Source organism: uncultured Methylophaga sp. (genome assembly GCF_947259025.1).
Taxonomy (GTDB): Bacteria; Pseudomonadota; Gammaproteobacteria; order Nitrosococcales; family Methylophagaceae; genus Methylophaga.
The window spans coordinates 110,632-124,385 of record NZ_CAMYKO010000001.1; the positions used below are offsets into that span (position 1 = coordinate 110,632).

At 53.5% G+C, this 13,754-nt stretch carries 14 protein-coding genes; 8 read left to right on the plus strand and 6 right to left on the minus strand.

What is annotated here, in order from left to right; all coding sequences use genetic code 11:
- Positions 1-6: 6 nt before the first annotated feature.
- A complete protein-coding gene (gene dld, locus Q0X64_RS00535) occupies positions 7-1,731 on the minus strand; it encodes a D-lactate dehydrogenase (RefSeq protein WP_297807582.1) in 1,725 nt (574 codons plus the stop codon).
- Between the two features lie 112 nt (positions 1,732-1,843).
- On the opposite strand from dld, the gene Q0X64_RS00540 reads away from it, so the two are divergent.
- The 4 genes from Q0X64_RS00540 to Q0X64_RS00555 all read left to right on the plus strand — a co-directional run bounded on the left by Q0X64_RS00540 (position 1,844) and on the right by Q0X64_RS00555 (position 4,176).
- On the plus strand, positions 1,844-2,641 hold the full coding sequence (locus Q0X64_RS00540; RefSeq protein WP_297807584.1) for an undecaprenyl-diphosphate phosphatase: 798 nt from the start codon (positions 1,844-1,846) through the stop codon (positions 2,639-2,641).
- An 85-nt stretch (positions 2,642-2,726) separates the two neighbouring features.
- Positions 2,727-3,155, plus strand: a complete 429-nt coding sequence (gene rplM / locus Q0X64_RS00545; protein WP_297807587.1) for a 50S ribosomal protein L13 — start codon at positions 2,727-2,729, stop codon at positions 3,153-3,155.
- 12 nt (positions 3,156-3,167) lie between these two features.
- Positions 3,168-3,557, plus strand: a complete 390-nt coding sequence (gene rpsI / locus Q0X64_RS00550; protein WP_297807589.1) for a 30S ribosomal protein S9 — start codon at positions 3,168-3,170, stop codon at positions 3,555-3,557.
- A 130-nt stretch (positions 3,558-3,687) separates the two neighbouring features.
- A complete protein-coding gene (locus tag Q0X64_RS00555; protein WP_297807591.1) occupies positions 3,688-4,176 on the plus strand; it encodes an acyloxyacyl hydrolase in 489 nt (162 codons plus the stop codon).
- Here Q0X64_RS00555 and lpxL read toward each other — a convergent pair whose 3' ends face one another.
- The gene (gene lpxL, locus Q0X64_RS00560) at positions 4,177-5,091 is read right to left on the minus strand and encodes an LpxL/LpxP family Kdo(2)-lipid IV(A) lauroyl/palmitoleoyl acyltransferase (RefSeq protein WP_297807594.1); all 915 of its coding nucleotides are present in this window, start codon (positions 5,089-5,091) and stop codon (positions 4,177-4,179) included.
- 30 nt (positions 5,092-5,121) lie between these two features.
- Between lpxL and waaA the strand changes: the two genes are divergently transcribed.
- The 3 genes from waaA (at position 5,122) to mltF (ending at position 8,433) form a co-directional block, all read left to right on the plus strand.
- Entirely contained in the window at positions 5,122-6,432 is a 1,311-nt protein-coding gene (waaA, locus tag Q0X64_RS00565) for a lipid IV(A) 3-deoxy-D-manno-octulosonic acid transferase (protein WP_297807596.1), read from the plus strand.
- Positions 6,425-6,874: a tRNA adenosine(34) deaminase TadA gene (gene tadA, locus Q0X64_RS00570; RefSeq protein ID WP_297807598.1), complete on the plus strand. Its 450-nt coding sequence runs from the start codon at positions 6,425-6,427 to the stop codon at positions 6,872-6,874. The genes waaA and tadA overlap by 8 nt, the downstream gene beginning before the upstream one ends.
- Positions 6,875-7,044: 170 nt before the next feature.
- Positions 7,045-8,433, plus strand: coding sequence for a membrane-bound lytic murein transglycosylase MltF (gene mltF, locus Q0X64_RS00575; protein WP_297807874.1), 1,389 nt, complete (start codon positions 7,045-7,047; stop codon positions 8,431-8,433).
- Between the two features lie 69 nt (positions 8,434-8,502).
- Here the strand turns inward: mltF and Q0X64_RS00580 are convergent, their stop codons facing one another.
- The 4 genes from Q0X64_RS00580 to Q0X64_RS00595 all read right to left on the minus strand — a co-directional run bounded on the left by Q0X64_RS00580 (position 8,503) and on the right by Q0X64_RS00595 (position 13,047).
- Complete coding sequence (locus Q0X64_RS00580) at positions 8,503-9,135, minus strand: thiol:disulfide interchange protein DsbA/DsbL (RefSeq protein WP_297807600.1); 633 nt, start codon at positions 9,133-9,135, stop codon at positions 8,503-8,505.
- 15 nt (positions 9,136-9,150) lie between these two features.
- The gene (gene ccsB / locus Q0X64_RS00585) at positions 9,151-10,305 is read right to left on the minus strand and encodes a c-type cytochrome biogenesis protein CcsB (protein WP_297807877.1); all 1,155 of its coding nucleotides are present in this window, start codon (positions 10,303-10,305) and stop codon (positions 9,151-9,153) included.
- Positions 10,306-10,350: 45 nt separating this feature from the next.
- Positions 10,351-12,357 (minus strand): cytochrome c biogenesis protein ResB, encoded by a 2,007-nt coding sequence (locus Q0X64_RS00590; RefSeq protein ID WP_297807602.1) that lies wholly within the window; start codon positions 12,355-12,357, stop codon positions 10,351-10,353.
- Between the two features lie 81 nt (positions 12,358-12,438).
- Complete coding sequence (locus Q0X64_RS00595; RefSeq protein WP_297807604.1) at positions 12,439-13,047, minus strand: c-type cytochrome; 609 nt, start codon at positions 13,045-13,047, stop codon at positions 12,439-12,441.
- Positions 13,048-13,135: 88 nt separating this feature from the next.
- Between Q0X64_RS00595 and yihA the strand changes: the two genes are divergently transcribed.
- A complete protein-coding gene (gene yihA, locus Q0X64_RS00600) occupies positions 13,136-13,753 on the plus strand; it encodes a ribosome biogenesis GTP-binding protein YihA/YsxC (protein WP_297807606.1) in 618 nt (205 codons plus the stop codon).
- Position 13,754: the final 1 nt, after the last annotated feature.

Here is a 13,754-nt window from a genome sequence, read left to right on the forward strand (position 1 = left end):
TCTGGTTCAGGACTTTTTAACCGGCCCCTCTGACCAGTACTTGAGCTTACTGGTTTTACCGATGCCCGGATTAAAGGCATTGGTCGGATCCAGCTTGCGGTAAAACGACTTGAGCGCCGGCTTGGCGAAGTATTCCTGACCCACATTGTGTTCTGCCGGATACTCCGCCCCACGGGCATCAAAAAATGCCAGCAACTGCTGTTTCAAGGCCTTGGCATCCACGCCTTTCTTAAGAATGTAGTTCTGGTGCATAACATGACAGAACAGATGCCCCAGGTAGAGCTTGGCTTCGATTTTGTCTTCAATTTCCGGCGGCAGCTTCTCCAGCCATTGTTCTTCATTGCGACGCAGTGCCACATCAATGGTCATCATCGGCCCGAACTGTTTGCGTTTGATGGTGTGATAACGGCCGACCGCGCCACCAGCCACAAAGCGATGCAGAATGGCTTTTTCGCCTTCTTTGGGCGTGCACTCAAAGAAATCGCCTTCGTGGTTTTGGAAAAACTCGCGCAGATACTGACGGGCTTCTTCCACCCCGGCGTTATTCATCTCCAGGATCCAGTGATGCTCAAAACGCTCACGAAAGGCTTCCATTTTTTTTGGCAGATGATTAGGCCACAAATAGCTCAGGTACTGCATGATGTGGTCAGACAGTTTGCTGGGCAGAAACTTGAAGTTACCGGCAATACGATCAACCTGGCGTTTCAGCCCAAACAGTTTGGGGATGTATTTGGAGCCCAGTTTGTCGATGACCAGAAAGGTATCTTTGCCGTATTTTTTGCAGACGTCGTAGTAATCCCGCCCCAGGTATTCACCGGAAACCGGCAGATTCTCAAACTCTGAGAGAATATGACGGCGCATTTTAGCCAGCACCTTGTCATCATTGGTGCCGATGTAGAACACCTGCTGCTTTTCCGCAATCGGATAGGTATCCAGCCGCACCGCAAATACCGCCAGCTTGCCGGCACAGCCCGAAGCTTCATGCAGGCGACGACCATCATTATTGAAACGGGCTGGTGTGGCTTCATCAACCTGTCTGACCCGCTGGTGATACTCATTGTCAGAGGCCAGTTTGTCCGGATACTGAATATCTTCCGCTCTGTAGTTTTGCTGATCGAGATTATTGAGCATCTCTTCCGGCGTTGACCCCAGCTCAATGCCCAGGTGATTGACCAGTGTGAGCTGACCGTTTTCATCAATCTGGGCAAACAATGACAGCTCAGTGTAGGCCGGGCCACGCTGCACCAGCGCGCCGCCCGAATTATTGCAGATGCCGCCGACAATAGAAGCGCCGATACAGGAGGAGCCGATCACCGAATGCGGTTCGCGGCCATAAGGCGCCAGCACATCTTCCAGGCCGAATAAGGTACTACCGGCCAGACCGATGATCTGACGGGCATTATCAATCAGCTGGATCTGATCGATACGCATGGTGTTGATAATGACTATGGGTCGGTCATAGTCATCGCCATTAGGCGTTGAACCACCGGTCAGGCCGGTATTGGCGGCTTGCATGATCACAGCGACATCGGCCCTGACACAGGCTTGCAGCAGTTGCCACACCTGCAGCAGTGAGCCCGGCCTGACCACCGCCAGGGCTACGCCTTCACCAAAGCGGAAGCCTTTACAATAAGGCTGGATCTTGGCCGCGTCAGTCAGGGTATAAGCCGCACCGATCAGCGCCTTGAATTCACTGATCAATGCGTTGTGTGCAGTTTCGGGCATGTTCATTTTCGATCACTTTTGTTCTATAACTATCACATTCTAACACGACGCAGTGCGTTACCATGGGGGTGCAGACTACGCTGCACTCACTGACTTTGTGCCGGGATAAACAACCATCATGACCTTTATGCAAATCCTCCTGCTGGCGATGCTGCAGGGGCTCACCGAGTTTCTGCCTGTATCCAGCTCAGCGCATTTGATCCTGCTGCCGATTATCGCCAACTGGCAGGATCAGGGACTGGCATTTGATGTCGCGGTGCACGTGGGCACCTTGTCAGCCGTGGTGTTTTATTTTCGTCATACCTTAAGAAAAATCACTGCCGACTGGTGGCAGTCGCTGCTGCGCAGAACAGCCGTGGGTGACAGCCGTCTGGCCTGGGCTGTGGGGTTCGGCACGATTCCGGTAGGCCTGGCCGGCCTGTTATTGGGCGACTTTATCGAAACCGCGCTGAGAAGTCCGCTGGTGATCGCCATCACTACCATTGGCTTTGGGCTGTTACTGGGCTGGGCCGACTGGCAGGGAAAAAGACAACGTGATGAGTACAGCCTGGGCTGGCGCGATGTGATCATAATTGGTGTCGCACAGGCTTTGGCGCTGATACCCGGGACATCACGCTCGGGTATTACCATCACAGCCGGGCTGATGCTGGGACTGACCCGGGATGCGGCGGCACGCTTTTCCTTTCTTTTGTCGATACCCGTTATTCTACTGGCCGGTGGACTTAAGTCTGTAGAACTCGTACAATCTCCGCTTTCCGTTGACTGGACGGCCCTGCTCACAGGGGCGGTGTTGTCAGCGATCAGCGCCTATATCTGCATTTTCCTGTTTCTGAAAATGCTGGCGCGCATGGGCATGTGGCCGTTTGTCGTATACCGCCTGATACTGGGCGCTATCCTGCTTTGGCTGTTTGTTTAATAGCTGTTGACAGTCATGCCCTGAATGCGTAATATTCTCCCTCTTTATTTGGACCGCCTGCGTAATTATCAGGAGCAACTCGCGGATGAAAACCATTAGTGCAAAACCAGCAGAAGTACGTCGTGACTGGTTCGTTATTGATGCTGACGGCAAAACCTTAGGCCGTATGGCAACTGAGATCGCGCGTCGTCTGCGTGGTAAACATAAAGCGATTTACACTCCTCACGTTGACACCGGTGATTACATCGTTGTGATTAACGCTGAGAAGCTGCGTGTAACCGGCAACAAAATGAAAGACAAAATGTACCATCGCCACACCGGCCATATTGGTGGTATCAAGTCTATCTCTCTGGAAAAACAACTGGAGAAAGCGCCGGAACGCGTTCTGCAATCCGCGGTTAAAGGCATGCTGCCTAAAAACCCACTGGGTCGCTCCATGTTCGGCAAACTGAAAGTTTACGCTGGCGCAGAACATCCACACACAGCACAACAGCCTAAAGCGCTGGAAATCTAATCGGATATCATCATGGCAGATTCATACTACGCAACAGGTCGTCGTAAAAGCTCCACCGCTCGTGTATTCCTGAAGCCAGGTAGCGGTAACATCTCGATCAACACCCGCACACTGGAAGACTACTTCGGTCGTGAAACTTCACGCATGGTTGTACGCCAGCCGCTGGAACTGGTCGATATGCTGGAAAACTTCGATCTTAAAATCACCGTCCGTGGTGGCGGTAACAACGGTCAGGCCGGCGCGATTCGTCAAGGCATCAGCCGTGCACTGGTCGAATACGACAACGAGCTGAAAACCGAACTGCGTAAAGCCGGCTTCATCACTCGTGATGCCCGTGCCGTTGAACGTAAGAAAATCGGTCTTCATAAAGCACGTAAACGTCCACAATTCTCCAAGCGTTAATTGTCGAGACGCCGTCTTTACAGACATCAAAAAGCCATCCTCCGGGGTGGCTTTTTTTTTGCCTGCTTGCCTGTATTTTCAGGCTCATGCTATATATTGAGTCAGGTCAGTGATTTACAGGGAAGCGACAATGAAAAAAACAATCAGCGGGGCAGTGATCGCCCTCTCCCTTTTCTCTTCTTTCGCCAGCGCCGACGATCAGCCTGAGCTTGCTTTTTATCTGGGTGCGTTCGAGGCGTTTAACAGTAACAACAATGCCACTGAAGTCGGGCTGGAATACCGCTTTGCCCCCTTAGCCTCGGCATGGGATCTGATTCCTACCTTGGGACTGGCAATGAATTCCGATGGCGGCTACTGGGCTTATGCCGGTGTGCGCTATGACTGGCAGTTCAGTCCAAAGTGGACGCTGACGCCGCATTTTGCCGTGGCCGCTTATGAAGACGGTGCCAGTCTGGATTTGGGTTATGGTCTGGAATTCAGAAGCGGTCTGGATCTGGGCTATCTGCTCAATGACAACAGCAGCCTGTCGCTGGGCGTGCACCATATGTCCAACGCCGATATCGCCGATGATAATCCGGGATCGGAGTCACTGATTGTGACTTACAGCAGGGCTTTCTGATTAAACGTTTTTGTAGAGATGGCCCTTGCCATCGGGCTGGGTTTTAAAACGCCGGTGCATCCACAGGTATTGTTCGGGTGACTGACGAATTTCCTGTTCCAGCCAGTCATTAATACGCTGGGCATCAACCAGATCATCCCCCGTAGGATAATCTTCCCAGGCTTTGCCTATAGTGACGGTATAGTTGCCATCCGCCTCGCGCCGCGGCACAAACGGCACAATCCGGGCACCGGTCATTTTCACCATACGCGCAGTAGCGACAATGGTGGCAGCCTGGATACCGAAGAACTTGGCAAAAACCGCGCGACGTTTACCAAAGTCCTGATCGGGGGCATACCAGACCACCTTGTTTTTTTTCAACGCCCGCAACATGCCGCGGGGATCATCGCGCAGCACGATACCTTCACTGTGATAGGTTCTGGCGCGCATCATCACCGCATTGAATAAAGCATTTTTCAAGTGCCTGAACATCACGTAGGCCGGGGTTTTCAGCATAATCAAGCGGCCTCCTAGCTCCATGCTGGTAAAGTGACCGGTCAGCAGGATCACCCCTTTGCCTTCGGCTTTAGCCTGTTCCAGATGCTCCAAACCTTCATAGCGCACCCGCTTGAGCAGCTTGCTGTCGCTGGCCCACCAACTCATCGCCGTCTCAATCATCATCATGCCCATGGTGTTAGCGCTTTTTTTAAGCAGCGCTTCACGCTCGCTGTCGCTCATTTCCGGAAAACATAGCGCCAGGTTACGACGGGCAATGCGGTTGCGCGACCCCATAAACGGCCGCATCACAGTGCCCAGCAACTGACCAATCCAGACCTGGAGACGGCCCGGCAAGTAAACGGAGAGACGCATCAGTAACAGTCCCAGCCAACTGGGCCAGAAGCGTGGATGTAAAAACTGGGCTTGGAAAATTTTCATCGGGGCATGTCGGTACGCAAAGTTGCGCCTATGCTATCATTCCTGCTCGTTTTCCGCTTATCGAATGAGTCTGCATTGCGCTATCTATACAGCTTCATTTTTCTGCTGGCGATTCCCCTTATTGTGCTGCGTCTGATCTGGCGTGGTTGCCGGGCATCGGCCTATTTCAAACGCTGGAATGAACGCTTCGGCATCAAGCCGGCCCCGGCTTCAACAAAACCCGTGATCTGGGTCCATGCGGTCTCAGTCGGCGAGGTGGAGGCAGCACGGCCGCTGGTTGAAGGTCTGCGTGAACAGTACCCCCAACACCAGTTGCTGATAACCACGATGACGCCCACCGGCAGTGCCCGTGTGCGCCTGCTTTATGCCGATTCGGTAGTGCACTGCTATCTGCCCTACGATTTACCATTTGCCGTCTCAAGCTTTCTTAAATCAGCCAGGCCGGAACTGGGGATCATTATGGAAACCGAGCTGTGGCCCAACCTGATTCACCATGCCCATGCTTTGGATATTCCCATGGTGCTGGCTAATGCACGCTTGTCAGCGCGTTCCGCTGCCGGTTATCAGCGTATTGCCAAGCTGACCCGCTACATGTTGCAGCAGTTCAGCCTGATTGCCGCCCAGTCACAGGACGATCGTCAACGTTTCATTGCTCTCGGTGCCGACAAGGAGCAGGTCCATGCGGTGGGCAATCTCAAGTTTGAAATTGCGCTGCCGGCGAGTCTCACCGAACAGGCCGAGGCCATGCGTGCCAACTGGGGTAATCGCCCGGTTTTTATTGCTGCCAGCACGCATGAGGGCGAGGATGAAATCATCCTTAATGCCTCCCGTCAGATCCGCGCCGATTTTCCCGATTTGTTGCTGATTCTGGTGCCGCGCCATCCTGAACGTTTTGACAAGGTCGCGGCGCTGAGCCAGCGTTCCGGCTTCAAGATCCTGCGCCGCAAAGACAACGGCATGTGCAGCCGTGATATCCAGGTTTTGGTAGTCGATACCATGGGTGAGCTGACCTTGTTCTATGGCACTGCCGATATTGCCTTTGTCGGCGGCAGTCTGGTGCCCCGCGGCGGCCACAACCTGCTGGAACCGGCGGCGCTGGGCCGCGCCGTGATTATCGGTCCACATTATTTCAACTTCAGTGAAATCAGCCGCCAGTTCTTGGATGCCAATGCCGCCCTGCAAATCAACAACAGCGAAACATTGGCAGCCGCAGTCACCGATCTCCTCAAAAACCCACAAAAACGGGCAGATATGGGGCAGGCAGGCCAGAACCTGATTTTGCAGAGTCAGGGCGCCAGCAAGCGATTACTTAATCTGATCAAACGTCATATCGATGTCTGACGATACGCGCTGGATGCAACGGGCCTTGGAACTGGCTCGCCGCGCTGAAGCCGCTGGTGAGGTGCCGGTCGGCGCCGTGGTGGTGCTCGATGGCGAGATTATCGGCGAGGGCTGGAATCATCCCATCAGTGGCTGCGATGTCACCGCCCATGCCGAGATCATGGCCTTGCGCCAAGCCTGTGAGCAGCAGCAGAACTACCGGCTCCCCGGTGCTGATTTGTTTGTCACCCTGGAACCCTGTGTGATGTGTGCCGGAGCCTTGGTTCATGCCCGAATCCGACGGCTGATATACGCTACGACGGAACCCAAGACCGGTGCCGCCGGTAGTTGTGTGGATGTATTCAGCCTGCCCAATCTGAACCACCGCGTGCATTGTGAGCCAGGCCTGCTTGCCGATCAGAGTAGTGAGATGCTTCGCGCCTTCTTCCGCGCCCGCCGCTAAGCACCATGCTCCATATTGCGCAGCCTTGTTCGAGTGACCAGTGAAGCACTACCTTGATTTCCACAATAAAAACAGTGACATTCTCTCGATTTTAAAACTCTGCGCTGTGCAATGCAGTCTATAACGGGCGATAATGGCCCTGTTTAATGAGAGGATTACGCTTGAAAACGGTGATCATATTCCTGCTGGCTCTGACCATGCTGGCCGCCTGCAGCGAAGCACAACCCCATCTGGATGAGATTCAGGAGCGCGGTGATCTACGTGTGCTGAGTCGCTACAGTCTGACCAGTTACTACATCAAAGGCGATACCATTGCCGGCTTTGAGTATGAGCTGGCACAGCGCTTCGCCGAACGTCTGGGCGTCGACCTGAAAATCATCGTGCCCGACAATCTGGGTAATATGCTGCAGCTCATCGAAGAAGGCCGGGCCGATCTGGCGGCAGCCGGTCTGACCGTGACCGAGCGTCGTAAGGATCATATTCGTTTCGGACCGGTCTATCACGAGGTCACCCAGCAACTGGTTTATAAACACGGTAACGGCAAGCCTGAGGATATTACCGCTATCACCGATGGTCAGCTGGAAGTCGTGGCTGACAGCAGCCATGTTGAACAACTGCAAGCTTTGCGAGAGGAAATTCCGGGGCTTTACTGGCAGGAGAATGAAGAGCTGGATAACAGTGGCCTGCTGGAACTGGTGCAGCTTGAGCTGATTGATTACACCATTGCCGACTCCAATGAAATGTCAGCCAATCAGAGTCTGTTTCCGGAGCTGCGCGTCGCCTTTGATATCTCCGAACCTCAGCCGCTGGGCTGGGCCATGCCTCTGGCTGAAGACGATACGCTATACCAGGAGGTGCTGGACTTTTTCCATGAAATGGAAGCATCCGGTGAGCTGGATAAACTGATTGAGAAATACTACGGCCACATACGTCGCTTTGATTATGTGGACACCCGCGCCATTCACCGTCGGATCCAGACCCACCTGCCCCGCTATCAGGACTGGTTTCAGCAGGCGGCTGAACAATTTGACTTCAGTTGGCACCTGTTGGCTGCCATGGCTTATCAGGAGTCACACTGGAACCCGGAAGCGGTATCCAGTACCGGCGTCAAAGGCATGATGATGCTGACCCGGGCGACGGCCCAGGAGATGGAAGTCACCGACCGTGAAGATCCTGAGCAGAGCATTTTTGCCGGTGCCGGCTATCTGGCTTCCATCTACGAAAGATTGCCTGATGGCATTGATGGACCGGATCGAATCTGGTTTGCTCTGGCGGCCTACAACATCGGTCTCGGCCATCTGGAAGATGCACGCGTGATTACCGAAATCCAGGGCAAGGATCCGGATATCTGGACCGATGTCCGTGAACACCTGCCACTGCTGTCGAAACAGAAGTGGTTCTCCAAAACACGCTACGGCTATGCCCGCGGCAGCGAGCCGGTTCGCTATGTACAGAATATCCGTCGTTATCTGGATATTCTGCTGCATCACGATGATACCGCAACACCGGTGATAGACACCCAGCCGACGCCGGAAAACCCTGCCCCGGCAGCGCTATAGCGGGATCCAATATCAGACATAAAAAAGCCCGGCCGAAGCCGGGCTTTTTTGTTTTCAATTGTTGGCGTTTTAACGTGCCTGCTCAATGAGCATATCAACCACATCAAACACGTTCTCAGCACCACCGGCACTGCTGGCATTGGTACGATAGCTGCCGTCAACAATAAACGCTGGCACGCCGGTGATACCGGACGTACGGCTCATAATCAATGCATTTTTAACTTTACCTTTCACGCTGAATGAGTTCATGGCCTTGGAAAAAGCCTCCCGGTCAACGCCCTGCTCTTCAACGAAATCAAGCAGTTGATCTTCGGTATTGAGGCGGCGCTTATCCACATGAATCGCGCTGAACAGCTTAGGGTGCAGCATTGCCAGGTCGCCGGTGGCTTCCGCCGCATAATAGACTTTGGCCAGTTCCAGCCAGCTATCGCGGAAAATGGCCGGCACTTTAACGAACTCTACATCATCGGCCAGGCTTTCTTTCCAGGCTTCAACCTCGGGTTCCAGGGCAAAGCAATGCGGACAGGTATAGGAGAACATTTCCACAACCACCACTTTGTCGTCTTCGGCAATATTCAGTTTTTCAGCCGTGGGGAAATAGTGCGTGCCTTCCACAAATGACATCGGTACCGCCCAGGCTGTGGTCGAGACCAGCCCAAACATCAGGCCGGCAGCCAGGGTTTTGATTATCTTTCTCATCATCAGAGTCCTTTATTGTTAGAGGGTGCCGTAGGAGTGCAGCCCGGATAAAAACATATTGACGCCCAGAAAGGCAAACAGGGTCACAAACAGGCCAACAATCGCCCACCATGCCATCGGTCTGCCGTGCCAGCCTTTGGTCATGCGCATGTGCAGCCAGGCCGCATAATTGAGCCAGACTATCAAAGCCCAGGTTTCTTTCGGGTCCCAGGACCAGTAACCTCCCCAGGCTTCGGCCGCCCACAATGCACCAAGTATGGTTGCCAGCGTGAAAAAGGCAAAGCCCAGGGCAATGGTTTTATACATCAAATCATCCATCAGGTTGAATGACGGCATTTTGCTGGTCCAGCCACCGGCTGAGCCGCGGCCCTGGAATTTATCCACCAGCAGATAGGCCACACCAATCATCGCTGCCATAGCAAAGGCGCCATAACCGATGAAGTTGGCTGGCACATGAATTTTCATCCAGTAACTCTGCAGAGCGGGCACCAGCGGTTCAATAACATGCGCCTGGCGGTCGAAGGTATACCAGAGCTGGAACGCTACCGCAGCACTGATCACCAGCAATACGAAACCACCGAGACTACGGGTCTGGTAGCGACGTTCGTAAAACAGGTAGAGCAGCGCGGTGACCACGGCAAACAGGATAAAGACTTCATACAGGTTGCTGACCGGGATATAGCCGATATCCGCGCCCAGCAAATAGGATTCACGCCAGCGTACCATCAGACCGATCATGCCCATGGTAGTCGCAGACCAGGTCAGAAAACTGGCGACCTTTTCTGTAAACTCTGAATGAAAAAGCAAACCGGCAAAATAGGTCACTGTGGCCATCACGAATAAGGCGCTCATCCACATAAAGGCCGACTGGCTGGCCAATAGGTAATTCAGCCAGAAACTGCTGTCGGCGGCGGCCAGTTCATTACCGTATATCGATACCGCAAACAGGCTGAAAACGGCCACCGCCGCTGTATGCCAGCGGTAGCCCGGCCAGTTCTGACCCAGGATTGCCATGCCAATGGCTGTAATGATGATGATGGCCACTTCATACACGGTGAGCACATCAGCGTAAAAATTGATCACGCCAGCGGCGGCCAGCACCATCAGCACACGCCAAATCCAGGCGCTCAGGTTGGTTTTATTGCTGTTTAGGGCAAGAGAATCTGTGGTCATCATTCGTCTCGAACTGCATCATTGCATATTGTAAGTCTAAGAACATCAGTCCCCGGCAGAGTTCCGCCGTGACTGGAGTAAGCTGTTAATCTGATCAAAATAATTATCGAAATCACGTGGGTTGCGGTTAGTCATGCCCGCCAGGTAAACCTGCGTTTTGTCCTGCTCTCGGCTGAGCCAGACCCAGAAACGACGCTGCGGCAGGTAAAACAGCAGAAACACCCCGACAACCAGGAAGGCACAGCCCAGGTAAACCGTGCTTTTACCCGGTGAGCGGGCAATCTGCAGCCCGGTCGATTCAATATGGGTGTAGTCATTCAAAGACAGATAAACCGGCGAACCATAGCGCGGTAAGCTACCCACGGCATCGATCGCGTCTTGCATGAACTGAATTCTGGCATCAGTGACGAGTTCGTCCGGCTGCAGATCCAGTCCATCAAAATAAATCCGTCCCAGCATTTCCCGCAGCATCGCCAGATAAGCGGGTGCCAGCGTGTCACGTTCAGCTTCGGGCAAAGTCTGTTCGATAAAGTCTCGCACCTCGCCAAAACCGCCACCGACAAACATTGATACGAGGGTCTGCAGGGTTTGCTGCAGGCTGTCGCCCAGCACCAGATCCTCTTCGCTCTGCAGGCTGCTTAGGGTCTCATCCTTCATTTCAGCCGCAGTGTCGGCCACCACGTCCTCATCATGCAGGTCATGCAAAAAGCGGATAAAGCCATCAATGCTGCCGTTCTCGTCAGCCGGAATGTGCAGATAGGCAAACTCTTCTGCCGGACTGCCCCGAACCCCACTGAGGAAGAAGTCTCGCCCCTTGCGTTGAACCGGGCTCATATAGTTTTCGTATTCCAACGCTTCGCCGGTCTCACGCCGAAGCTTGAACTGAATACTGGGACCATAGTTAGTGACATTGCGCGGATCATCTTCGGTGGGATCCGGGTTGATATTAAAAGGCCGGAAGCCGGTCACTTCCAGCTGCATTTCCTGTTCTCCCCAGCGCATCTGGCGGGTCTCAAATACTTTGGTATTCAGTTCGGTGGGCTCGGGCTGACCGGCAAATAAAGGCCATGCGTCGATGGTTAATTCCGAACCGCCATCGCCGAAACTGGCCTGATAAATGGCATAGCCCTTGTAAATCAGTGGATGATTAACCGAAATAGTCTGTTCCAGCGGCTGCTCACGCTCGGGATCATGAACCACCAAGTCCGACTCAAAAGACTTGGGCTGGCCGGTGGCATAATGCTCAATTCGGAATTCTTCCACTTCAATGGTGAAAGGCAGATTCTGCACCAGATAACCGTCGCGCATGGGCAGATACACCACGCTGGCAGCACGGCCCTCTGGAATGCTGACACTGCCGCGAAACGCCTGTGGTCCGACCGGCAGGCGGCTTTGTTTGGGGATATCACTCAATGGCAGGTCTCGCGTTTCTATCGCAATGCGCCCTTGCCACTCAGCGACTTTAAGTGGCAGATTGCCATCCAGCAGGCCGCCAACGCAGATAACAATAATCGCCACATGGGTGAGAATATAGCCCAGCCGGTTCATGCCGCCACGCATGGCCGACACCAGCTTGTCATCACCCTTATCGGTGATGCGGGTACGAAAACCCTGTTGCTTCAGTTGCTCGCTGATGTCCTCGGCGCTCTGTTCCAGCCCAGGGCTTTGCTGCCAGTTGGCTCTATGATGCATGGAACGCAGGGATTTGAGCTGGACATGGGTACGCAGGTTAAACATGTCCTTGAACATTGATGGCGTGTGACGTATCACGCAGACCGAGGTCGACACTACCAGCAGAGTCAGAATCGTCAGAAACCAGAGCGCGCTGTAGACATCATAGAGTCCCAGGCTTTCAAATACTTCAAACCAGAAGGGGCCGAACTTGATGACGTAATCAGGATAGGGCTGATTTTGTTGCAGCACGGTGCCGATGACGGAGGCGATAGCCAGCGTGATCAGCATAGTGATCGCAAACTCCATGCTGCCCAGGAAATGAAATACCCGCCAGGCCAGGGAACGTTGCTTGGGTTGCGAATCCTGCTTTTTCGACATGAGGAAGCCTCTGTATCAGGCTGAACCTGAATCCAGCGAAGCTACCCGGCGCCGGGCCGGGCAGATCAGCGTCTAAATCAGTTAGGGTTTCAGACCGAAGACATAAGCCGACACGGCTTTGATTTCGTCTTCGCTCATTTTGGCGGCAATGTCACGCATCATGCCATTGGGGTCATTGGCGCGATCGCCACTGGCAAATGCTTTTAACTGCATTTCGACATAGCTGCCGTACTGGGAAGCCAGCTTGGGCCAGTTGGCAGCAGGAACACCGCTACCGTTGGGACCATGGCAGGCCATACAGGCAGGGACACCGGTTTCCTTATTACCGCCGCGGTAGATTTGTTCACCCAGTTCGACCATGTCTTCCGACACTGCTCCCGGTGCGGTTTTCTGGCTGGCAAAATAAGCACCGAGATCGGCCATGTCCTGTTCGGTCAGATTGGCCACCATTGGCGCCATCACCGCGTTCTGGCGTTCACCGCTTTTGAAGTCCATCAACTGCTTGACGATGTAACCTTCATGTTGGCCTGCCAGTTTGGGAAAGGCATCAGTCAGGCTGTTGCCGTCAGCACCGTGACAGGCAGCACAGACCGCTGCTTTTTCCTTACCTGCAGACACATTGCCCGCTGCCAGAACCGAAGTCGTACTCATCGCCATGCCCAACACGGCCGCCATAATAAGTCTTATCATTTTGTATACCTGAAAACTAAGCACTTGCATCACTAAAACTTTGGGTATGCTACTCTTGTTAGGATTTTTTTTCACCCAGAATGGCTCGATGTCAAAGCTTTATCAAAACGCTTATTATAGCGGCAGTGCCACTCAGCTGTCGCAGTTGCCCGATGACGAAGGTTACGAAGTCGCCTTCGCTGGTCGTTCCAACGCCGGCAAATCCAGTGCTATCAACACCATCACAGGGATTGGCGCTCTAGCCAGAACCAGTAAAACGCCGGGCCGGACGCAGATGATTAATTTTTTCCGACTCGATGAGGAACGGGCATTAATCGATCTTCCCGGTTACGGTTATGCCAAAGTCCCGGAAAAAATGAAGCAAAAGTGGCAATTTACGCTGGCCAAATACCTGGAAACGCGGCAATCCTTGCGCGGTCTGATGCTGATGATGGATATTCGTCACCCGCTTAAGGATTTCGATATGCAAATGCTGTCGTGGGCGAACCAGGCCGAGTTGCCGGTCCATATCCTTCTAACCAAGGCCGACAAACTCAAAAACAGTGCTGCCCGCCACACCCAGCTGCAGGTGGAAAAAGCACTGAAAGAAGCCAGCCTGGCGGCATCGGTGCAGTTATTCTCCTCACTGAAAAAAAACGGCCGTGACAAGGCAATCGAAAAGCTTGATCACTGGTTTGAAGTCGAAACTTTAAACAGCACCGAGTAAA

Coding starts and splice junctions, on each gene's coding strand:
- dld (WP_297807582.1), bottom strand. CDS start 1,731: ATGAACATGCCCGAAACTGCACACAACGCATTGATCAGTGAATTCAAG.
- Q0X64_RS00540 (WP_297807584.1), top strand. CDS start 1,844: ATGACCTTTATGCAAATCCTCCTGCTGGCGATGCTGCAGGGGCTCACC.
- rplM (WP_297807587.1), top strand. CDS start 2,727: ATGAAAACCATTAGTGCAAAACCAGCAGAAGTACGTCGTGACTGGTTC.
- rpsI (WP_297807589.1), top strand. CDS start 3,168: ATGGCAGATTCATACTACGCAACAGGTCGTCGTAAAAGCTCCACCGCT.
- Q0X64_RS00555 (WP_297807591.1), top strand. CDS start 3,688: ATGAAAAAAACAATCAGCGGGGCAGTGATCGCCCTCTCCCTTTTCTCT.
- lpxL (WP_297807594.1), bottom strand. CDS start 5,091: ATGAAAATTTTCCAAGCCCAGTTTTTACATCCACGCTTCTGGCCCAGT.
- waaA (WP_297807596.1), top strand. CDS start 5,122: ATGCTATCATTCCTGCTCGTTTTCCGCTTATCGAATGAGTCTGCATTG.
- tadA (WP_297807598.1), top strand. CDS start 6,425: ATGTCTGACGATACGCGCTGGATGCAACGGGCCTTGGAACTGGCTCGC.
- Q0X64_RS00580 (WP_297807600.1), bottom strand. CDS start 9,135: ATGATGAGAAAGATAATCAAAACCCTGGCTGCCGGCCTGATGTTTGGG.
- ccsB (WP_297807877.1), bottom strand. CDS start 10,305: ATGACCACAGATTCTCTTGCCCTAAACAGCAATAAAACCAACCTGAGC.
- Q0X64_RS00590 (WP_297807602.1), bottom strand. CDS start 12,357: ATGTCGAAAAAGCAGGATTCGCAACCCAAGCAACGTTCCCTGGCCTGG.
- Q0X64_RS00595 (WP_297807604.1), bottom strand. CDS start 13,047: ATGATAAGACTTATTATGGCGGCCGTGTTGGGCATGGCGATGAGTACG.
- yihA (WP_297807606.1), top strand. CDS start 13,136: ATGTCAAAGCTTTATCAAAACGCTTATTATAGCGGCAGTGCCACTCAG.